Here is a 19,210-nt window from a genome sequence, read left to right on the forward strand (position 1 = left end):
ACCACGGCGAAGCGTGAACTCTGTCGATGCCGGGACCGCCTCATTGTGAGCGGGACCAGCAACGCTTGCTGGCGGCCATGGCTCGCCACCCGGTGTTCGCGGAAGTCCGCGACGGAGAACCTGCGTAGAACTCATTGCTTAACCCTTTCGCTGTGCAAGCAAGCTCGTAAGCTTAGGGAGGATTTCGACGACATCGCCGACGACACCGAAATCAGCAAGATCGAAGATTGGTGCATCTTCGTCCTTGTTAATGGCAATGATGTGTTTGGATGACTTCATACCAGACACATGCTGGATGGCGCCGGAAAGTGCAAGTGCGAAGTAGACATCAGGCTGGACGGAAACACCGCTGTGCCCGATTTGAGCCGCAGGATCCGCATAGCCAGCATCAACAGCAGCCCGCGTAGCACCAACGGCACCACCGAGGGCGTCGGCAAGATCTTCTACGGCCTGAAACTCTTCCGTGGAGCTAAAACCACGGCCGCCGGCGACGACAACTTGTGCGTTGGGCAAAGCAGGGCGCCCGGAAGTCTGCGGTAGTGCGGTGGACTCAGTGATAATCGCCGCGTGTGACAACGCGGCTGCCTGTAGTTCTGTTTTACGTCCTGCACCAGGTTTGGCGCGTAGCTCGACTGCGTTACGGCGCAGAGTAATGATTGGAGAATTAAAGGTTGCTGCGGAAGTGACATCATATGTATCGCCAAGGACTGAGTGATAAGCAATGATGCCTTCGTCGTCGCGATCGATACCCGTGACGTTGGATAGCAGAGCGCGTTGCACATGGACAGCAGCGCGTCCAGCGAGATCGGTGCCGTCTGCATCTGCAATAAACAAAGTTGCGACTGGAGAAAATTCCGAAATCGCTTCTTCTACAGCGGCAACCGCCGAACCGAGCTGGCTATAATCTTGCACGACTATCGCAATATGCTCAGCGCCGGCTTGGGCAATTGTATTAGTGGTGGTCTCTGCAACTTCACCTGGTGCGATAAGAAGTACTACTGGAGTTCCAATAGCACTTGCTGCCCCGCACAATTCAGAAATTGTCTCCGGGAGCCCACCATCGGCAGCTAATTCGCAGACGACAAGGACACAGTTGTCAGGGTAGGTCATGGGAATACTCCTAAATAAGCTTATTGCGCTCGAGGTATTCGACGATCTTTTCCGCAGCGTCGCCCTCGTCGTTAATCTTGGTGCCAGCCTCGCGCGCTGGAGCTTGCTGCACAGCCGTCATGATTGCACGTGGGCGAGAAAAATCTTCTGCGTCGACACCTAGCTCCTCGAGGGTGAAAGTAGTGACCGGCTTTTTCTTCCCCGCCATGATGGCCTTGAAATTAGGAAAACGAGGATCTGGGAATACCTCAGAGATTGATACCACTGCTGGGCACGATGCTTTTAAGGATTGAACCGCATGCGTGGTACTGCGCGACGCCGTGATGGTGGCGATGCCGGATTCGGATGGCTCGAGGCTAAGCGACGTTAAATGACTTAAAAGGACCACATCGAGGTGTTCTGCGAGCATGGCTGGTAAGGCACCGGAAGCGCCGTCGGAAGAGTGCGTGCCCGTGATGATGAGGTCATAGTCTCGTTGGCGTAATGCTGCAGCTAAAACTTCCGCGGTCAGTGTTAAGTCCGCGCCTAGCAGCTTGTCATCGCGAATATGAACTGCTTCATCGGCCCCCATCGATAACGCGCGCCGAATAGATGTCAGTGCGGCCTCGGGAGCCATAGAGATAACCTCGATAGTAATCTCCCCAGCAGGGCTATCAGCGTCATGCTCTCTTAGGCGGAGTGCTGCTTCTACAGCACGCTCGCTAATTTCGTCGAGCACCATGTTAGCCCCGCTTTCGCTATCCCGTCGCTTGAGAAGGCCGGTTTCTAAACTGAGCTCTTGCTGTTTATTGGTATCGGGGACTTCTTTCACAAGGACTGCGATGCGCATAGATGATCCTTTCAGCAATCTTTCGGGGCTATTAGAAGCTTAGATGGCATAGTTCCATTGAGCGCAACCACCCGTTGTGCGAAAAACGCCCGCAGTGTTGGTGTAGTTACTTGTGGATCGGAATAAGAAGATCCAGAGTCCGCTGCTCGCGATCCGCCGGCAGGGGGGCGCCGATGACTGCCATGGCTGCGTCGGCAAGCATGACTGCCGCTTCTGGCAAGACGTCCTCACGCAATGGCTGGGGAGCGACGCCGTCGTTAGGGCGCATCTCGATGGTGGAGAGAGCTAAGTGGAAAGGGAGATCAACGCGAAGATCGTCGGCACCGACAATTTCTGCGGCTGATTGCCGGAAATACTCCGCCAAGCGCGCCTTACGACGGTGGTAATCGTCGAACTCAGGAGAATTCGCCACCGGCAACTGATACAGGCGCCCAACATTCCAGCGTCCGGAAAGCAGCAATCGAGATTCAGCAGCGACCAGAGCCCACAAGCGAAGCTCCACGGGGTTATCAGATGTGGACAGGAATTGCGCCAGTTTGAGGGAAGGCTCAATAGTCGAATTCAGCAGGGTAAGGAAAATTTCTGCCTTAGAAGGGAAGTGGTAATACAACGATGCCTGCCGGATTCCGACAGCGTCAGCAATCTGGTGCGTGGAGGTCATCGCAAAACCCTGCGTGGTAAAAAGCTCTGCGGACGCGTCCAAAATCTCCTCGCGTGCGTTTGCGCCCCGTCGACGTGGACGGTTTTTGCGTGGACGGCCGACAGTCCCCGTCATAGATGACCTCCCTTAACCTTCACTCTGTCCGAGAGCGTGCTTGCTAAAATATTCGTCTCTTATGGTCTCAAAAATATTGCTAGGCAATACCCCTCAAGAGTACACAACAACAAAAGACGGTCGATGGCATTGCGATACACAAAACCCCGGTCCATCCAAAGACAATGGATAAACCGGGGGGAAATGCTGATGGCTGCTGTTGTTGCCTTGTTCTAGCCCGTCTTTAGCGGGTAGTGAACGGCAGGAGTGCCATCTCGCGTGCGTTCTTGATCGCGGTAGCAACCTGGCGCTGCTGCTGCGGGTTCAAGCCGGTGACGCGACGGGAACGAATCTTGTGACGATCCGAGATGAACAGGCGCAAGGTTTCAGTATCCTTGTAATCTACCTGAGTGATGCCACGTGCCTTCAAAGGATTCTTCTTTGGGCGACGGGACTGTTCCATGCGGAACTTCTTTTGGTTATTACGCTTCGAAGCCATGGTGGTGTCCTCCCTTTACCAGCTGGACTTACGAACGCCAGGAAGCTCACCGTTGTGGGCCATCTGACGCATACGGACACGGGACAAACCGAACTTACGCAGGTAGCCGCGAGGGCGACCGTCGTGAGAGTCGCGGTTGCGAACACGCACCGGGGAAGCGTCGCGTGGCTGCCGGTTCAGTTCGAACTGGGCATCCAGGCGCTCTTCTTCGGACTTGGTCTGGTCTTTGATGATTGCCTTGAGTTCAGCGCGACGCTCCGCATAGCGGGCAACGATTTCCTTGCGCTGCTCATTCTTGGCGATCTTTGACTTTTTAGCCATTTCTATCGCTCCTCGCGGAATTCGACGTGCTTACGGGCAATCGGATCGTACTTCTTCAAGCTGATGCGATCCGGGTTGTTGCGCTTGTTTTTGCGGGTCACGTAGGTGTAACCAGTGCCTGCAGTGGACTTCAGCTTGGTGATTGGGCGAATGTCATTACGGGCCATCGTTATACCTTCTCTCCCCGTGCGCGGATTTTCGCGACTACGGATTCAATGCCATCGCGGTCGATGATCTTGATTCCTTTGGTGGACACGGTCAACGTGATGGTCCGGCCTTCAGAAGGCAGGAAATAACGCCGACGCTGCACATTGGGGTTCCAACGGCGCGACGTGCGGCGGTGCGAGTGCGAGACTTGCTTGCCAAATTCTGGCTTGCGTCCCGTTACCTGGCAAATAGCCGACATGGGTAATCTTTCTCCTAGCCGCCCACATCGTGACTGATTGCGACAACACTCGGTGAGGTCCTTTAAAAGTGAGGGTGTGAGGGTAAAGGACCCGAAGTGTTGCATATGACCAGTTGACGGGGCGTTTGCGAACATTTCGACAACAGCACTCAAAAACGTTACACCCTACAAGAAGAAAAACCAAGTGTAGCGGGCGGTTTTCTAAAACTAGCCTTGATCTGTAGGATAACTAGAGTTGTCCATTGTCGAACCCAACCTGGGTGCGATCTTCGAAAGATTTACTGCGCAAAACACGAGAGTACGTGCAGTTGCGCGTGGTAGGTCTGAATTGAAGAACCGGCCCAGTTACAAACCTTAGGGAATCGAGAGATGAAAAAAGATATTCACCCGGATTACCACCCAGTGGTCTTCCAGGACGCCGGTACCGGCACACAATTTTTGACTCGTTCAACCGCGAAGTCTGACCGCACAACTGAGTACGAGGGTAAAGAGTATCCACTGATCGTTGTGGACGTTACCTCTGAGTCTCACCCGTTCTGGACTGGTGCTCAGCGCGTCATGGACACCGCGGGTCGTGTGGAGCGTTTCCAGAACCGCTTCGGCGCCATGGCTCGTCGTCGCAAGAAGAACTCATAAAGGAGGGTAGAAGAACATGGCAGTTCCAAAGTTCAAGAAGTCCCGTGCGAACACCCGCATGCGTCGTTCCCAGTGGAAGGCTGACAATGTCGCCCTTCAGGAAGTCAAGATCGACGGTCAGACCGTCCGCATTCCGCGTCGTCTGGTGAAGGCCGCGCAGCTTGGTCTCGTAGACGTCGAAGAATTCTAAAGTTAGAGTTCGGGATATCGTGAGATAAATTTTGTCCGTTACAGGAGGTCTTCCTGCAACGGACAAATCAACGCAACCCCAGGTCTATTACTCCGAATACTGGAGCTAGACTCTGGGGTTTTGTCTATCTGTACAAACGCTGTGAGAATACCGCGTGATACTTGGTAGGGTAGGCGGGAGTAAAAATTACTTAAAGCTTATTTTTACATAGCCAGCAGAGTTTCAAAACCGGTAATACAGCGAGAAGACAGTCAGGGCTTTCATAATGTCATCCATGAACGAAAACGGATTCCGCGGCGGCGAGCGCCAGTTCGGTAGCGATCAGCCTAACGGCCAGCACCAGCAACAGTCAGCATTTGAGCAGACCTCTTCTCCATCTAACTCAGACAACTCAGTTAGCTCGAACAACTCAGGCAACTCAGCGTCGTCTTCACCGTCGCCCTACCAGGCGCCGTATCAATCCTGGAATAATGCGCATTCTGGCAACAATCCTGGCTCTTCTGGCCAAGGCCAAGCAGAAGGTCACGTACAAGCAGAAGGACACACACAACCGATTCGGACCGGATCCGATGTGCATGGTGGGGCTGAACCGTGGGGTCAGCAGCCGCAACAACTGCAGGATTCCATGCGAGGAATGAATCCACAAGTAAGCTCCCCAGAAGCGAAGAAACCAAAACGCAGTGTCGGTCTGGTGCCCGCTCTTGCATTGATGTTGGCTGGCTCTGTTGCGACTGGCGTTATCACCGGGGCAGTAGTTTCTTCGGGGGCTGATCATATAGAACAGCCTGCGACCACCGCGAGTGAAAATCTCAGCCATCCAGTATCCAATAATAAGGAGCCTGCAGCCGAAGGATCCGTGGAACAGGTTGCCGATAAAGTTGTTCCGGCTGTCGTGTCCATCCGAGTCGCTGATCAGCGCCAGGTAGCCGATGGCTCAGGTTCTATTATTTCCTCGGATGGTTATGTCTTGACCAACCACCACGTCGTTGCCAGTGGCGAAAATGGGCAAATCCAAGTCACGATGAGTGATGGAACCCGCCACGCCGCGGATTTTGTGGCCTCCGACCCGGCAACCGATATCGCCGTCATTAAGATTCGGGACGTCGAGGGGCTGCCAACGATTAACTTTGGCAATTCCGATGATATCCGCGTAGGGCAGCAGATTGTTGCGATTGGTTCCCCGCTCGGGCTTAGTTCTACAGTGACCTCGGGTATCGTTTCTGCGACAGACCGCCCCGTGCGTGCTTCCCAGCAAGGCGGAGAGTCTTCGCTGATAGATGGTATCCAAACAGATGCCGCGATTAACCCCGGAAATTCTGGTGGCCCACTGGTTGATATGAACGGCAACCTCATCGGTATGAACTCGGTGATCGCGTCGCTATCAGCCTCGAATGACCGGGCTGGTTCGATTGGCCTGGGCTTTGCTATCCCATCGAATTTCGTTGCTCGCGTGGCGCAACAGCTCATCGACCATGGGGAAGCTCGTCATCCATTGCTTGGCGTGCAAGTCGATGCCCGTAACCCAGTCAACGGCGCTCTGGTTGTGGCCGTGGAACCTGGTAGCCCGGCTGATGAAGCAGGATTGCAGCCTGGTGATGTGGTCACTCGGCTGAACGATCGACAGGTCGATGACTCGGATACATTGATTGCCGCCACACGTTCGCATGAGTTCGGTGACACTGTGACCCTCGAGGTGACCTCGGAAGGATCACAAGAGCCGCGAGAGGTAGAGGTAACGCTGTCGAACTAGTAAGTTACTAGTTAGCTTTGCCCCTTGCTCATTCGATAAGCACCTGGAGTTGGAATGTCAGAAGAATCTGATTTGCGCGCTACGAGCGCCGAACGGCCATCACTGCTGGACCTGGATGATCCAGACGCGGAATTCTTCTTGGCCGCAGAAAAAGAAGGCGACCTTCCTGCTTATCGACGTGCGCTGGTCGTTATTGTTAGCGATCGCGAACCAGAATCCTGGGAAGATACTGGGCGACTGGTGACTGAGCTTCTGGCCGAAGATGACTTCACGGTTGATGGCATCGTGATTGTTCGCAACGATCAAGCGCAGATCCGGCAAGCGATTGAAACTGCAGTTGTTGGTGGAGTCGATCTCGTCGTCTCCATCGGTGGGACGGGGGTTGGCGCTCGTGATTGCACTCCAGAAGCCACCAGCAGTGTGGTCGATATGCGAGTTCCTGGCGTAGCTCAGGCGCTGCGCTCATCAGGGCAAGCCTGTGGCGCGGTCGATGCTTGTACTTCCCGCGGAATCTGCGGGATTTCTGGGTCCACGGTGGTTGTTAACCTGGCATCTTCCCGGGCCGCTATTCGGGATGGCATGGCCACCCTAGGGCCTTTGGTGCACCACTTAATCGATCAACTGCAAAAGCATTCCTTGGATTCCTAGTTTACTTTGCAGCTGACTCTGCAATCGACTTTGCAGTCGATTCTGTCAGCTGAGGAAATCTGAAATGGTAGGAGAGGTTTGTTAATCGTGCATGCCGATGAATCGAGCGAAGACGATGGAGATAAGCCCCGTACTCGTGCACACCGGGCGGAGCGACGTCGGCGTGCAGTGCGAATCTCAAATACTGCGGATTATGACCGCGGTGCGGATAGCGCAAGCGGTGTCGGCGGCGACGATGAGGGCTTTACTGAGGAATTTTGGCTGGAACAGCGCCCCCCGCACAGTGTGTACTAACCGAGCATGCGCCGCGCCATCTCTGGGGGCAGTAGATTCTTAAGAAGATTCGGTTTCAGGAGCGCTTTGAGATCGCTCAGTCTGCTGAGCAGGTTGGGGCTGTTTGGTCGTGCCGGTTGCATCGTCGCGCAATAAATCGCGGATTTCCGCCAAGAGTTCGTCGGTAGTTGGCTGCGGCTCTTTGTCGTCCTCTTCGTTTTCGCCTTTGCCAATACCAAGGCTGCGTTTCCGGGCATTTTCCAGCTTGTTGATTGGAACGATGATAATGAAATATACTATGCCGGCGACGATGAGGAAGTTGATCACGGACGTGATGACCGCACCGAAATCCAGGAATGTGGCGTCGTTATCAGCGTCTAGGTAGAACCCGAAGCCGGAGACATCCGCGCTACCAAAAGACGCAATTAACGGATTGATGATGTGATCAGAAATCGAGGTCACAATCGCGGTAAATGCTGAACCAACGATGACGGCAGTTGACAACTCGATGACGTTGCCGCGCATGATGAAATCTTTAAAACCTTGCAACATGAGGTCGGATTTTAGCTGAAATAATCACAAGTATTTATGTGTCAGCCTTTCCGGTTGCTCGTTCACCAGTGAGCACAACGGTCAGTGGTGTTGATAATGACGCTACAGCCACGCGTTGTGCCGCACTGCTGGGCAGCGCCAGCATGACGGTGGCCCTGTTACCTGCAGAAGTGGCCTCCCGCGCCATGATGACACGAGCTCCTTCAGCGATCACCGTGGAATCCTGGACAGGTATGGGGCTAGCAGGAGAAACGGAGTTGTGTTCTCCGAGTTCAGTGGGATCCGTTGGAGCAGGCGCGGCTGCAGCGGCATGGTCAGCATCGCTATTGCTACGAGCATCGACTGCATCCTTGCTGCCTTCGGAAATCACGGACACGGTATCTCCATGGTTAAGCAAGGGGATAACTTCTGGATCAGCCAAAGAAATTGGCACCATGTGTGCCGATTCTGTGTTATCTGCTTCTTCCCCGATGGAACCAGAATCTTGCTTGTCGCCCGCCGTACCGTTGGTACTGCTCCCATGAACGAGCGTGGCTGTCAGTTCTGAGCTGATAAAACGCGATCCAGTGACTACCTCGCCAGGTTCTGCAGCAGATACCGCTACTGTGCCCATAACATCTTCTGTCGCAGTGAAGGCACCGTCTGGTGTGAATTCTGCTGGCCGTTCACGCAGGGCAACATCATTGATGGTAATCATGGTGCCGGCTTCCACGTGCCGGACAAAAACTACCACCTCGGGGTCACTACTATGACTGCGTACAGCTAACAGGGCGGCGACGCATACCAAAACCCCGGCAAGGCCGCGTCGAAGTAATACCGAGCGCCGGTATCCCGGGGTGCGCAACTGGTGGAATAAGGCAGAAGGCCCTGTATTTGCACCGCCTTTCTTACTTGCGGTGGAATTAGTTGCGGCCTGCTGCGAATCGCGGCGCGTAGCCCGTACCTGCTTTTTCATATCGCATTAGACTGCGCCCAACTAGGAAAGGTTCCGGACTCCCATTTCTGTCATGATCTTGTCGACGGCGCAGTCACGATGATTGTGAGGAACAGAATCACAGACTTCCGAGGCGAAAACCAGCCCTAGTAACTCTGGCATGGAGCTGGCGGCAGACTCTGTCTGAGATGAAACATAGGAGCGTGCTTCGGCAATCGCTCGATCATAAAAACCAGCGCCTTTCCCCAAACGATAGCCGTCGCGAGCGATCGCGAGAGCAGGCACAATAACAAGGTCTAACCGGGGTAAGCAGTCAGCACTTGCGATCCCAGGGCCCACCGGCTCTGAAACCGGCAACCGCGGATTCGGGATGTGCAGTGAATCTGGGCCAGCATAACGCGACCAATGAAGGCGAGCGTCTGGCATGCAGATCGGTAGCCAGAGCTCATCGACGTCGGTTTCTAAAGTTTCCAGGAGAAAACCTGCGCCTGGTTCGTCGGCAAGCGGTACGTAAGCCGCGATTCGCAGCGGCTGCCCCTCGCGCCGTAGCGAACGCACGTACTGCGCTGTGTATTCGGCCACCTGTGAGTTTTTTGCGCGCCAACTTTCAGCATCGCGGCAAGCGCGTCGTCGGGCCTTAACGTGGTGAGAGCGCAGCGCAGCTTTCGCTTCTGAGAGGTTGCCAGAAAAATTAACTTTATCGTCGGTGCACGTCGAATTAGTAGTCTCATCGGTGCCAGAGGACCTGGAACAGCGAGCAGAACTCATGGAAGACCGAGAAGAAGACCGAGAAGAACTCATGATTCCAGGATAGGGCTTTCGAAACGTAGGCAGGTGGTGAAGACCGTGTTTTGATTCGCACAGCCACCGTGGCAGTGCACGCTGAGCACAATTACCGAACTTGCTACCGGAAAGCCGTGGCCAATTGGAATCGGCGACCAGGTATTGTTTTGAGCATGTCTCTAGATTCTTCCGGACTCACACAGGCCTCCTCGCACGCGAACTCCGATGCGGTGCACACCGTCGTAGTCCCAGCAGCCGGCTTGGGAACGCGGTTTTTGCCAACGACGAAAACTGTGCCGAAAGAACTCCTACCAGTCGTTGATACCCCAGGTATCGAGATGATCGCGGAAGAAGCAGCAGCCTGTGGGGCCAAGCGCTTGGCGGTTATCACGGCGCCGAACAAGCAAGAAATCATGCGACATTTCGCAGACTTCCCGGAGTTGACGGACACGCTGCATACCCGCGGCAAAGAAGAACAGGCACGGAAGGTCCAGCGCGCCGGGCAACTGATTCACCCGGTGGCGGTGGAACAAGAACAACCGCTCGGGCTTGGCCATGCCGTCGGATTGGCTGCTGAGTTGTTGGATGAGCACGAAGATGCGTTCGCCGTTATGCTTCCCGACGACTTGGTGCTGCCGATGGGGGTGATGGAGGAAATGTGCCGCGTCCGCGCGCAGCTTGGTGGATCGGTGTTGTGCGCGTTTGAGGTAGCGCCGGAAGAAACGGTGAATTATGGCGTTTTTGATGTGGAACCGGCCGACGAAATTGCGGGCTTGTCTAATGACCGGGTGCGCAAAGTCAGAGGCATGGTGGAAAAACCAGATGCCGGGCAGGCGCCGTCCACGCTCGTTGCTGCCGGACGTTACCTGTTGGATCGGGAGATTTTCTCTGCACTTGAGCGGATTACCCCTGGCAAGGGCGGGGAATTGCAGCTTACCGACGCCATTGAGTTGTTGATTCAAGAAGGCCATCCGGTGCATGTGGTTGTGCATCAAGGCACGCGCCATGATCTGGGAAATCCCGGCGGATTCATTCCAGCGAATGTTGATTTTGGCTTACAACACGAGAAATATGGTCCGGCGTTGTACCAGTCGGTGAAGAAAATCTTGGCAGAGTATGAAGCAGAACACGGGATTTCTTAAGTAAAGCGGGCGTGCCCAGGAAGGTAGATCATAAATGCGTTCTGTTGAAGAGCAGCTTGCGCTGATTACTGATGCGGCCATGACCCCGGAGCCGGTGCGCATTGCGATTACCGACGCGCTGGGAATGATGTGTGCCGAGGAAGTGCAAGCAAGCCAGCCGCTGCCTGGGTTTCCGCAGGCAGCTATCGACGGTTATGCCGTTCGCGCTGTAGACATTGGGGGAGAGCGTGCTTTACGCGCCGCCCCATCGCGAGTGACAGCGGACGCAGCAGGCGCAGGAGACGCAGCAGGCGAAGCATCGCCATTACCGCCCACCCCACCGGCAGCAGAAAAATCTCTCCCAGTAGTTGGCGAGGTCCCCGCCGGCTCGCGGCAACCGTTACGCCTCCAGCCGAAGCAGGTTGTCCGGGTACACACAGGCGCACCTTTGCCGACGCTCTCCGATGCTGTTTTGCCATTGGAATGGACGGATCGGGGCCGTAAACGTATGACGCCACACCGCGCGGTCCGTTCGGGAGATTTTGTGCGTCGCGTTGGTGATGACATTCAGCCTGGTGACGTTGCTGTGGCTTCGGGCGCTATCTTGGGGCCAGCCCAAATTGGCTTGCTGGCGGCGGTAGGCCGGGAAAAAGTATTGGCCTACCCACGACCGCGCGTGTCGATTATTTCTTTTGGTCGCGAGCTGGTTGATGTGGACCGCGATCCTGGTCTGGGCCAGGTCTTCGATGTGAATTCGTATTCCTTGGCCGCGGCAGCGAAGGATGCTGGCGCGGATGTGCACCGGGTGGGCATCGCGGAAGGCGAACCGCGTCGTATTAAAGAGATGCTGGAATCGCAGATCATGCGGAGCGAGATCATCGTGATTTCCGGTGCGGTTGGGGGCTCTGGTGCTCAGGTGATGCGGGAAGTTCTCGATGATCTCGGGGATATCGATACCAGCCGTGTGGCAATGCACCCTGGGTCTGTACAAGGTTTTGGGTTGCTGGGTAAGCAGCGCGTGCCAGTGTTTTTGTTGCCGTCGAATCCGGTGTCTTCGCTGGTGATTTTTGAGGTTTTTGTTCGTCCACTGATTCGTTTGTCCCTGGGCAAGGGCAGCGCGCACCGCCGACTTGTACGAGCCCGGTCGATTAATCATTTGGCTTCTCGTCCTGGAAGGCAGGGCTATATTCGAGCGCGTCTGATGCGCGATGCACAAACCAGTGATTATTTGGTGGAGGGCTTAGGCGGAGCAACCGGGGCACCCGCACACTTGTTGGCGGGTTTGTCGCAGGCGAATGCCATGATTCGGATTCCAGAAGACGTCGCTGAGGTACGTCCGGGGGATGTCGTAGAAGTAATGTTTTTGACGCAGCGGGCGTAGTGGGTGCACGAATTGCGGTTGATTCATGCTTGATCCGTTTGGCTTAGCTGCGTGGCGCACGAAGAATCCAACCTCTGGCCCAACTAATCCTGTGCACCCCGGATGGCCAGAGTCGACCCCGAGCGTCACGACAGTGCATGGTGATGTGGTGCGTCTGCGTCCATTGCGGCGCAGGGATGGCGCATTATGGTGCGAGATGCGGCTGGTTGACGAATCCTGGTTGCGCCGAGTGGAGCCGACCACACCGCACGGCTGGGAAGCGGCGCATACGAAAGCCGCGTGGAAGGAATACCTGCAAGTATTGCACGCACAGTCCCGCCGCGGGGAGCTTATCCCGTTGGTGATTGAGGTCAATGGGGCATTGTGCGGGCAGTTGACCCTCGGTGGAATCCAACACGGCACGGCTGCTAGTTGTTGGGCAGGTTATTGGGTAGCTTCACCAATGATGGGGCGCTCGGTCGCGACAGCTGCGCTCGCGTTGGGCGTTGACCACGCGTTCCAACGAGTCGGGGTGCACCGGATTACCGCGACGTATCTGCCGGATAATCCAGCGAGCAAGCGGGTCCTTAGCAACAATGGTTTTCGTGACGAAGGCCTGCTGCGCGGATTTCTGCATATTGACGGCGCCTGGCGTGACCACCATCAATCGAGCTTGCTTGCCGACGATTTCCCGGAATCTGCGGTTGTGCGGTTACGCGCGCGTGGACGCCTGCTGTGAGTTTTCTGAGTTCTGCGAAGGTGCGGCGTGCCTGGCGAGTCGATCACATAATTCCCATTAGTCTAAAACGATAACTAGCGTCGGTCTGCTTACTTCGGAAGGTGGCAATTTCCTCATGTCAACAACCCTGATCATTGTTTTGATCATCGTCGTCTGGCTCGTAGTGCTTGCGCCGTTGATCTTCCGTGGACAAAAACCGATTCGTCATTCTGGCGACGGGTTTAATGACACGCGTGTGGTCTTTTCGGGTGGTAAAGACGTGCTGAAAACACCGATGCGACCAGGAACGGCGGCCGCTCGTCCAGTCTCAAACCTTGACAGAGAGGAGTCTGCGGACTACGAGCTGGTGGAAGCTGAGGAATACGAGATCGTGGATGAGCCGTGGAGCAAACGGGAGGCGGCGGAACAATCCACCGGGGTTGATAGTGATAGCGAAACCGCTGCCGATGTTGAGGGTGCAGTAATCGAAGGCGAGCTTGTCGACTCCTCCGAGGGCGCTTACGACTCTGTTGATGACGACGCAGCTGATTACGATGCTGGTGAGTATGACGCAGCTGATAATGACGAGACTGCTACCGCAGGATCTGCCGCAGTCCACGAGACAGGCAGCGAAACGAGTGCGCAGGGCGATCATCCGCGCGTGGTTATTTCGGAACTGGCACCAGAAGAAATGTATAGCCATGATGAGACTTACACTTCTCCGGTGGATCTTTTGTACCCGGGCGTGACTGATGCCGACGCGGTGATCACGAGAAGTGCTGCAGACAGTGCCGACAACGATGCCGACGCCGACAACGATGCCGGCGCTGCCGCGGAATCCGGTGCCGAAGAAGCCCCGGAGACTTCTGCGGCAAACGAGGCTGAGACCACGACTGCCACACAGTCCGGTGATCACGAGATGGTATTCGTTGATGATCGCGCACATGGGGCGACTGCTGCAGCGGCGCGTGCAGACCGTGAAGCGGAATTAACCTTGACAGAAGAAGAGCTTGCCTTCGCGGCGCGTCGTTCGCAGCGCGGCGGCTGGAACCCCGAAGCTGAACGCCGGTTGCAAGCTCAACGCACCAAACGCCGCCGTAACACGTTGCTGATGCTAGCAGGGCTGGTTGTGGTGATGGTGGCCATCGCGATCCCTGCCGGCGGTTGGTTCTGGGCTCTGCCTGCCGGTGCTGGTCTGCTCACTCTGTTTTACCTACTCGCCCTACGCGGACAGGTGCAGCAGGAACAAGAACTACGTGCCCGCCGTATCCGCCAGCTACGCCGTGCGCGCATGGGGGTACGGAACCGAGAAGACGATGAGCACCGCCCATCCGTCAATCCCAACCTTCGTCGACCTGGCGCCACGGTGCTTGAGGTCGATGATGCCAGCCCAGATTTCGATGAGCTGGCCACTGTGGATTACCAACAATGGGAAAGCGAGTCAGCCGATTATGCCTCGCGCCCGCTGCGCCGTCAGCAATACGTTCGTCGCGGACCGGCCTTGCGCAGCGTAGCCGAAGATGGCTCGTTGACAGACAAGCATGTGGTGCGCGCCGGAGGCCGCCGGGTAGTCTAGCGTCTAGTTTTTAGCTCTGGCTGTGTGCTGCCTTCTGGCGTAGCCCGGTCTTTGCCGCTCGGTGGTTTAGTTTCATGCCTGTGCCGATTCGACAGGGATGCCCGGGGAAATATCGTATTTCACCAAGCCGATTGCCTCGAGTAATGCAAACATAGTCGTGGGCCCTACGAAGCTAAACCCTTTTCTTTTCAACGTTTTGGCCAGTGCCGCGGATTCTTCTGATTTCGTCGGCACGTCGTTGCTATGTCCGTAGCATTCTTTCTTTGCTGGGGCGAAGGAGCGTACCAATTCTTCCAAGCCACCGGGAAAATCTGGATCATCCCGTAAAGCCACGCAGGCTCGTGCATTGGTGATAACCGCGCGAATTTTACGCTCATTACGGATCATCGCCGGACGTGCCAAGATATTCTCGACGTCCGCATCAGTAAATTCTGCAACACGGGCAGGATCAAAATTAGCGAATACCTCGCGTAGCGTCGGGCGACGTCGCAAGATCAGTTCCCACGATAAACCAGCTTGAAAGCTTTCCAGACAGAGGCGTTCAAAATAGGCTTGTTCGCCGGTAATAGGCTGGCCCCACTCGGTGTCGTAATAGTCCCGCAGTAACTCGTTACTACACGCCCAGGCTGGCCGGGCAGTACCGTGCTCGTCGACAAGAAATCCATTACTCAGCAACACCATTGCCGGTTGGCGTGCTGTGCTGTTGGGATTGGAATGTGCTTCAACGTGCATGTGTTACCTCATTCTGCTCGTGGTTTTGGGGTTCGTTATGCTTTGGCGCTCGTTATGCTTGAGCGCTCGCATCTACTAGTGGCGCGTACCGTGTTGTCATGATTTCTCATGGCTTGTGCATGTTCCAGCTGAGTATTTAGACCCCAGCAACGGCCTGTTCGGTTCCCACCGATGCGCCGGGTAGTCTAGTGAACATGCACAATCCTGCCATTCGTGATGCCATGCTGCTTCTGGTACGCATCGTCGTCGGAATCATCTGCATCATTCGTGGGCTGGATAAACTCTTTTTCCGCGGTATGGACGACACCATCGGAGCATATTCCGCGGCAGCGGTACCGGCACCAGCGATTACTGGTTGGATCACGATGCTGCTAGAAATTTTCTTGGGTGCTGCGCTCGTGGTGGGCATCTTGACGACGTTCGCTGCCGGTATCTTGTTTTTCGCCTCTGTAGCGTTGCAGTATTTTGTGGCAGAGATCGAGTTTCTGGGCGAAAACCCCAGCTATGAATCCCTGTTGATGTTTGTAACGCTGTTGTTGGTGATCGTCGTTTTCGGCGCGGGCCGTGCCAGTGTGGATGGGGTGTTAACACGTGCCGAATCATGATGAAATCCAAACCGCATTGTCCGCGCGCATCGATGGCGAGCCCACCGGAATTGCCGACGAGATCTTAGATGCGCATCTTTCTGGCTGCGAGGAATGCCAGCAATTTCAACGCCGGGCGCTTTCGCTGACTAAAAGCATGCATCAGGCCAGTGTGAGTACCGACGCTGAGATGGTGCCGCCGCAACAGCTCACGGAAAATATTTTGGCAGGTGTAGAACCTGCGTGGCGTCGTTCCGCGCGCAGAGCAGAGCTCAATACCATCATTGCTCGCCTTACTCTGCTGATCTGCGGCATTGGGTTCGGCATCTGGGCGGTGGTGCAGGTTGTGGCTTCCGGAGGGTTGATCCCGCAGAGCTTGGATGTCCACGGCGAAGCAGTGTGGGATCCGAGCGCGGATCCACACTTGGCGACGGCCCTCATGGAAGGTGCGGCGCTACGAGCCGGGGTGTCGTTGGGCTTACTCACTGCTGCGTGGCGCCCGTATTGGGCCGCGGGCGTGATGCCAGTGGTCGGGGCCATGGGAATGTTCTTGACTGGATTTACCATTCGCGATGTTGTTCTCGGGGTGGCTACTGGAGAGCAGATTTTGCTGATCGGCATGTTGATCATTAGCGCGCTGGCGACCGCCTGGTTGTGGTTGCGCTACCGTTACATCCAGCATCGTTACGTCCAGCTGGGCAGCCACATCATCGAGTGATACCAGCCGTCGGGAATCGGTAGCCCATAAAGAATCGGCGAGAAGTACACAAACATCGCGACAACCGTCGCCAAGTACACAATCACGACAACGCTGCCAGCGGTCAATTCGCGACCAGCCAAACGCGTGAGCAAGCGCCACCGAAGATAGCGACCCCGATGGGCGAGCCCGCCCAGGATGATTGCGTAGAGTGCTATGACAAAAGGAATAAAAGCGGCCGCATAGAAGAAATACATCTGACGGTCATACGCTGCAAGCCACGGCACGAACCCGGCAGCAAAGCCGACCAGGGGCCAGCCAAATGCCCGTTCTTTACGCACGAGCACTGCCCACAATGCCCACAACAATCCCGGAACGATGAACCACCAGATTGCCGGTGTACCGAATAAAAACAGCATCTCGCGGCAGCCGTTGTCACTACCACCAAGAGGGCAGGCTAGCTCGGTATTCGAGTAATACAGAATCGGCCGAACGCCTGCTAGCCAGGCCCAAGGTTTCGAATCCCACGGATGATCGTGCCCGCCGGATGTTGTCAGCGTCGCATGAAATTCCAAGACCGACTGGTGGTAATACAGCCAGCTGGCTACCGTATCGGGCAAAGCCTGCAGCCAAGAGTCATCTTCGATCGTGCCATCGGTTGCGGCATGGCGATACACAGCGGTTTCGCTGGCAAACCACGCCCGCCAGGTCCACAGATAGACCAGCACTGGCACGAGCACCAGTGAAGCTAGGGCAGCGGGAATATCGCGTAACCACACTGCAGAATACGGTCTGGCCACACCGTAACGACGGCGGATAATTAAGTCGCCGAAGACGCAAAACAAACCGAAAAAGGCGATGTAGTACAAGCCGGACCATTTCACCGCCAGGGCTCCACCAAGCAGTAAACCTGCGCCGAAGCGCCACCAGCGCACGCCAAAGCGCGGTCCAAACGGCGAAGGCCACAATTGCTGAGGGGAGGCGTCGGCAAGTGATTGCCAGGCGGAATGCATACGTGAGCGCATGTGGCGATGGTCGCGGGCCAGCATCCAGGCAGCTGCGGTGATGAAAAAGACTTGAAAAATATCCAGCATGCCAAACCGGGAACTCACCAACAGCACCCCGTCGAACGTGGCTAAAAGTCCGGCAAAAGCTCCCACGTTCCAGGACTGGGTGAGCTCGCGCGCCAATAGCATCGTTGCGATAACCACCCCGGTACCAAAAAATGCTGCCATCGCCCGCCAGCCCCACGGCGAGTACCCAAAGATTAATTCCGCTAGAGCAATGATCTGCTTGGCCAGCGGCGGGTGCACTACTAAGCCGTATCCAGGGTTGGATTCGATGCCTCCGATGAGCAGATGGTCCCAACTGCGCACGATGTCCCAGGCCTGGGGGACGTAGTGTTTTTCGTCAAAAATCGGGGTGCCACCGGATACCGGATGCCCCAAACCAATAAACCGGGTGAGTGCTGCGAACACGCCGATGAGCAACAGTGACCAACCGTCACGGCGATCGAGTGGGATGCGTGTGAGTTGAGACGCCGTATATGGGCGCACACTTGTGCCGTGCTCGTATCGTTTGCGCTGTTTCTGTGCAGGTGCGGAATTTGGCGCAGCAGCTCTTGTCGACGCATGCGAACGATCTGGGGTGTTCGGGCTGTGTGGGGTGCTAGCAACGGCAGTCACCCGCAATAGTTTAGGCGACGAGCCTCGTTTTCGGCACTAGCTAGCGCGCAAGTATCGGGAGCGTGTGTGCCATGCTAGAAGTGTGATGAATCAAGATGGTGTGCATACTGAAAACCCACACCAGCGTCTGCCGCAGGGAATTATCGTTGCTGCAACACCGCTGGGCAATCTTGCCGACGCCTCCCCGCGGCTCAAAAGTGCTTTGCGGGATGCGGAAGTGATTGCCGCTGAAGACACCCGGCGCGTGCGTAATCTCGCGAACGCGCTCGGGGTGGAATTGCGCGCGAAAGTGGTGTCGAATTTTGACCACAACGAAGCAGGCAGGGTTGACGAACTACTGCGCGCGGCACGAAATTCCAGTGTGTTGGTGATCAGCGATGCGGGAATGCCAGTGGTTTCTGATCCGGGGCATAATGTCGTGGCCGCAGCACATGAGGCAGGTATTGCGGTTACCGCGATTCCGGGCCCGTCTGCGGTACCCACTGCGCTTGCCTTGTGTGGGTTGCAGGTAGGGAAGTTTATTTTTGATGGGTTTGCTCCGCGCAAGGATGGGGCGCGACGCAGTTGGCTGGAATCATTGCGTCATGAACAACGTGCGGTGTGTTTTTTCGAATCACCGCATCGATTAGCGGATACGTTGCGGCTCGCTGCAGAAGTACTGGGGGCGCAGCGTCGCGGCGCGGTGTGCCGGGAGCTGACGAAACTTTATGAAGAAGTCAAGCAGGCGCCACTTTCTGAGCTTGCGCAGTGGGCTGAAAACGGAGTGAAAGGCGAGGTTACGGTTGTCATCGAGGGTGGTGAGCAAGCGGAGATTTCCGTGGATGAAGCTGTGCGCCGCGTTGCCGAGTTGGTCGATGGCGGGATGCGCTTGAAAGCAGCCTGTAAACAAATTGGCGCTTGGACTGCACATTCAAATCGCGAACTTTACGATGCGTATTTGCGGGCACGTGAAGAAAATGACTAAAAGTGTGTAATATCACATAAACTGTCTGTTGTGTGTTTTTGGCGGAGCTTGGGTGTTTTCGGGGTGTTTCTGGGGTCTTTCCCGGGGG

The 19,210-nt window shown here is 55.9% G+C and carries 24 protein-coding genes; 12 read left to right on the plus strand and 12 right to left on the minus strand.

The genetic code is table 11. The features are described from left to right. Positions 1-138: 138 nt before the first annotated feature. The 7 genes from B142_RS0108975 to rpmB form a co-directional block, all read right to left on the minus strand. On the minus strand, positions 139-1,110 hold the full coding sequence (locus B142_RS0108975) for an electron transfer flavoprotein subunit alpha/FixB family protein (RefSeq protein ID WP_018121209.1): 972 nt from the start codon (positions 1,108-1,110) through the stop codon (positions 139-141). A gap of 10 nt (positions 1,111-1,120) precedes the next feature. Next, positions 1,121-1,939, minus strand: coding sequence for an electron transfer flavoprotein subunit beta/FixA family protein (locus B142_RS0108980; RefSeq protein ID WP_018121210.1), 819 nt, complete (start codon positions 1,937-1,939; stop codon positions 1,121-1,123). A 106-nt stretch (positions 1,940-2,045) separates the two neighbouring features. Beyond that, entirely contained in the window at positions 2,046-2,714 is a 669-nt protein-coding gene (locus B142_RS0108985; RefSeq protein ID WP_018121211.1) for a TetR/AcrR family transcriptional regulator, read from the minus strand. 223 nt (positions 2,715-2,937) lie between these two features. Next, entirely contained in the window at positions 2,938-3,192 is a 255-nt protein-coding gene (gene rpsR / locus B142_RS0108990; protein WP_018121212.1) for a 30S ribosomal protein S18, read from the minus strand. 15 nt (positions 3,193-3,207) lie between these two features. Further along, positions 3,208-3,513 (minus strand): 30S ribosomal protein S14, encoded by a 306-nt coding sequence (gene rpsN, locus B142_RS0108995; RefSeq protein ID WP_018121213.1) that lies wholly within the window; start codon positions 3,511-3,513, stop codon positions 3,208-3,210. A gap of 2 nt (positions 3,514-3,515) precedes the next feature. Further along, positions 3,516-3,680, minus strand: a complete 165-nt coding sequence (rpmG, locus tag B142_RS0109000; RefSeq protein ID WP_018121214.1) for a 50S ribosomal protein L33 — start codon at positions 3,678-3,680, stop codon at positions 3,516-3,518. 2 nt (positions 3,681-3,682) lie between these two features. Then, positions 3,683-3,919, minus strand: coding sequence for a 50S ribosomal protein L28 (gene rpmB / locus B142_RS0109005; protein ID WP_018121215.1), 237 nt, complete (start codon positions 3,917-3,919; stop codon positions 3,683-3,685). A 369-nt stretch (positions 3,920-4,288) separates the two neighbouring features. Between rpmB and B142_RS0109010 the strand changes: the two genes are divergently transcribed. The 5 genes from B142_RS0109010 (at position 4,289) to B142_RS12430 (ending at position 7,437) form a co-directional block, all read left to right on the plus strand. After that, entirely contained in the window at positions 4,289-4,555 is a 267-nt protein-coding gene (locus tag B142_RS0109010; protein WP_018121216.1) for a type B 50S ribosomal protein L31, read from the plus strand. Positions 4,556-4,571: 16 nt separating this feature from the next. After that, entirely contained in the window at positions 4,572-4,745 is a 174-nt protein-coding gene (gene rpmF, locus B142_RS0109015) for a 50S ribosomal protein L32 (RefSeq protein WP_018121217.1), read from the plus strand. A gap of 274 nt (positions 4,746-5,019) precedes the next feature. Further along, complete coding sequence (locus B142_RS12425; protein ID WP_018121218.1) at positions 5,020-6,495, plus strand: S1C family serine protease; 1,476 nt, start codon at positions 5,020-5,022, stop codon at positions 6,493-6,495. Positions 6,496-6,549: 54 nt separating this feature from the next. Beyond that, the gene (locus B142_RS0109025) at positions 6,550-7,143 is read left to right on the plus strand and encodes a MogA/MoaB family molybdenum cofactor biosynthesis protein (protein ID WP_018121219.1); all 594 of its coding nucleotides are present in this window, start codon (positions 6,550-6,552) and stop codon (positions 7,141-7,143) included. Positions 7,144-7,221: 78 nt separating this feature from the next. Then, a complete protein-coding gene (locus B142_RS12430) occupies positions 7,222-7,437 on the plus strand; it encodes a hypothetical protein (protein WP_126851375.1) in 216 nt (71 codons plus the stop codon). A gap of 39 nt (positions 7,438-7,476) precedes the next feature. Here B142_RS12430 and mscL read toward each other — a convergent pair whose 3' ends face one another. Genes mscL through B142_RS0109045 form a run of 3 tightly spaced genes read right to left on the minus strand, consistent with a single transcriptional unit; the run spans position 7,477 to position 9,559 of the window. Then, positions 7,477-7,968, minus strand: coding sequence for a large conductance mechanosensitive channel protein MscL (gene mscL / locus B142_RS0109035; RefSeq protein ID WP_018121221.1), 492 nt, complete (start codon positions 7,966-7,968; stop codon positions 7,477-7,479). 34 nt (positions 7,969-8,002) lie between these two features. Continuing rightward, positions 8,003-8,923, minus strand: a complete 921-nt coding sequence (locus tag B142_RS13000) for an SAF domain-containing protein (protein WP_018121222.1) — start codon at positions 8,921-8,923, stop codon at positions 8,003-8,005. A gap of 21 nt (positions 8,924-8,944) precedes the next feature. Continuing rightward, positions 8,945-9,559, minus strand: coding sequence for a 5-formyltetrahydrofolate cyclo-ligase (locus B142_RS0109045; RefSeq protein WP_244264082.1), 615 nt, complete (start codon positions 9,557-9,559; stop codon positions 8,945-8,947). Between the two features lie 299 nt (positions 9,560-9,858). Between B142_RS0109045 and B142_RS0109050 the strand changes: the two genes are divergently transcribed. The 4 genes from B142_RS0109050 to sepX all read left to right on the plus strand — a co-directional run bounded on the left by B142_RS0109050 (position 9,859) and on the right by sepX (position 14,460). Further along, the gene (locus tag B142_RS0109050; protein WP_018121224.1) at positions 9,859-10,827 is read left to right on the plus strand and encodes a UTP--glucose-1-phosphate uridylyltransferase; all 969 of its coding nucleotides are present in this window, start codon (positions 9,859-9,861) and stop codon (positions 10,825-10,827) included. A 34-nt stretch (positions 10,828-10,861) separates the two neighbouring features. Then, the gene (gene glp, locus B142_RS0109055) at positions 10,862-12,187 is read left to right on the plus strand and encodes a molybdotransferase-like divisome protein Glp (RefSeq protein WP_018121225.1); all 1,326 of its coding nucleotides are present in this window, start codon (positions 10,862-10,864) and stop codon (positions 12,185-12,187) included. Between the two features lie 25 nt (positions 12,188-12,212). Next, a complete protein-coding gene (locus B142_RS0109060; protein ID WP_018121226.1) occupies positions 12,213-12,905 on the plus strand; it encodes a GNAT family N-acetyltransferase in 693 nt (230 codons plus the stop codon). 115 nt (positions 12,906-13,020) lie between these two features. Continuing rightward, complete coding sequence (sepX, locus tag B142_RS0109065; protein WP_018121227.1) at positions 13,021-14,460, plus strand: divisome protein SepX/GlpR; 1,440 nt, start codon at positions 13,021-13,023, stop codon at positions 14,458-14,460. A 72-nt stretch (positions 14,461-14,532) separates the two neighbouring features. Here the strand turns inward: sepX and B142_RS0109070 are convergent, their stop codons facing one another. After that, on the minus strand, positions 14,533-15,192 hold the full coding sequence (locus B142_RS0109070) for a DNA-3-methyladenine glycosylase I (RefSeq protein ID WP_018121228.1): 660 nt from the start codon (positions 15,190-15,192) through the stop codon (positions 14,533-14,535). A 194-nt stretch (positions 15,193-15,386) separates the two neighbouring features. Between B142_RS0109070 and B142_RS0109075 the strand changes: the two genes are divergently transcribed. Next, a complete protein-coding gene (locus B142_RS0109075) occupies positions 15,387-15,797 on the plus strand; it encodes a DoxX family protein (protein WP_018121229.1) in 411 nt (136 codons plus the stop codon). Next, entirely contained in the window at positions 15,784-16,494 is a 711-nt protein-coding gene (locus B142_RS12440) for a zf-HC2 domain-containing protein (RefSeq protein WP_018121230.1), read from the plus strand. The genes B142_RS0109075 and B142_RS12440 overlap by 14 nt, the downstream gene beginning before the upstream one ends. Here B142_RS12440 and B142_RS0109085 read toward each other — a convergent pair. Beyond that, entirely contained in the window at positions 16,461-18,158 is a 1,698-nt protein-coding gene (locus B142_RS0109085) for a dolichyl-phosphate-mannose--protein mannosyltransferase (RefSeq protein ID WP_018121231.1), read from the minus strand. The genes B142_RS12440 and B142_RS0109085 overlap by 34 nt on opposite strands. A gap of 85 nt (positions 18,159-18,243) precedes the next feature. On the opposite strand from B142_RS0109085, the gene rsmI reads away from it, so the two are divergent. After that, positions 18,244-19,122, plus strand: coding sequence for a 16S rRNA (cytidine(1402)-2'-O)-methyltransferase (rsmI, locus tag B142_RS0109090; RefSeq protein WP_018121232.1), 879 nt, complete (start codon positions 18,244-18,246; stop codon positions 19,120-19,122). Positions 19,123-19,210: the final 88 nt, after the last annotated feature.

Origin of the sequence: Corynebacterium propinquum DSM 44285, from assembly GCF_000375525.1 — a bacterium.
In the GTDB taxonomy this organism is placed as follows: domain Bacteria; phylum Actinomycetota; class Actinomycetes; order Mycobacteriales; family Mycobacteriaceae; genus Corynebacterium; species Corynebacterium propinquum.

What these genes read in the sequence shown, in the direction of transcription:
- B142_RS0108975 (WP_018121209.1), bottom strand. Translation starts at nt 1,110, where the DNA reads ATGACCTACCCTGACAACTGTGTCCTTGTCGTCTGCGAATTAGCTGCC.
- B142_RS0108980 (WP_018121210.1), bottom strand. Translation starts at nt 1,939, where the DNA reads ATGCGCATCGCAGTCCTTGTGAAAGAAGTCCCCGATACCAATAAACAG.
- B142_RS0108985 (WP_018121211.1), bottom strand. Translation starts at nt 2,714, where the DNA reads ATGACGGGGACTGTCGGCCGTCCACGCAAAAACCGTCCACGTCGACGG.
- rpsR (WP_018121212.1), bottom strand. Translation starts at nt 3,192, where the DNA reads ATGGCTTCGAAGCGTAATAACCAAAAGAAGTTCCGCATGGAACAGTCC.
- rpsN (WP_018121213.1), bottom strand. Translation starts at nt 3,513, where the DNA reads ATGGCTAAAAAGTCAAAGATCGCCAAGAATGAGCAGCGCAAGGAAATC.
- rpmG (WP_018121214.1), bottom strand. Translation starts at nt 3,680, where the DNA reads ATGGCCCGTAATGACATTCGCCCAATCACCAAGCTGAAGTCCACTGCA.
- rpmB (WP_018121215.1), bottom strand. Translation starts at nt 3,919, where the DNA reads ATGTCGGCTATTTGCCAGGTAACGGGACGCAAGCCAGAATTTGGCAAG.
- B142_RS0109010 (WP_018121216.1), top strand. Translation starts at nt 4,289, where the DNA reads ATGAAAAAAGATATTCACCCGGATTACCACCCAGTGGTCTTCCAGGAC.
- rpmF (WP_018121217.1), top strand. Translation starts at nt 4,572, where the DNA reads ATGGCAGTTCCAAAGTTCAAGAAGTCCCGTGCGAACACCCGCATGCGT.
- B142_RS12425 (WP_018121218.1), top strand. Translation starts at nt 5,020, where the DNA reads ATGAACGAAAACGGATTCCGCGGCGGCGAGCGCCAGTTCGGTAGCGAT.
- B142_RS0109025 (WP_018121219.1), top strand. Translation starts at nt 6,550, where the DNA reads ATGTCAGAAGAATCTGATTTGCGCGCTACGAGCGCCGAACGGCCATCA.
- mscL (WP_018121221.1), bottom strand. Translation starts at nt 7,968, where the DNA reads ATGTTGCAAGGTTTTAAAGATTTCATCATGCGCGGCAACGTCATCGAG.
- B142_RS13000 (WP_018121222.1), bottom strand. Translation starts at nt 8,923, where the DNA reads ATGAAAAAGCAGGTACGGGCTACGCGCCGCGATTCGCAGCAGGCCGCA.
- B142_RS0109050 (WP_018121224.1), top strand. Translation starts at nt 9,859, where the DNA reads ATGTCTCTAGATTCTTCCGGACTCACACAGGCCTCCTCGCACGCGAAC.
- glp (WP_018121225.1), top strand. Translation starts at nt 10,862, where the DNA reads ATGCGTTCTGTTGAAGAGCAGCTTGCGCTGATTACTGATGCGGCCATG.
- B142_RS0109060 (WP_018121226.1), top strand. Translation starts at nt 12,213, where the DNA reads ATGCTTGATCCGTTTGGCTTAGCTGCGTGGCGCACGAAGAATCCAACC.
- sepX (WP_018121227.1), top strand. Translation starts at nt 13,021, where the DNA reads ATGTCAACAACCCTGATCATTGTTTTGATCATCGTCGTCTGGCTCGTA.
- B142_RS0109070 (WP_018121228.1), bottom strand. Translation starts at nt 15,192, where the DNA reads ATGCACGTTGAAGCACATTCCAATCCCAACAGCACAGCACGCCAACCG.
- B142_RS0109075 (WP_018121229.1), top strand. Translation starts at nt 15,387, where the DNA reads ATGCACAATCCTGCCATTCGTGATGCCATGCTGCTTCTGGTACGCATC.
- rsmI (WP_018121232.1), top strand. Translation starts at nt 18,244, where the DNA reads ATGAATCAAGATGGTGTGCATACTGAAAACCCACACCAGCGTCTGCCG.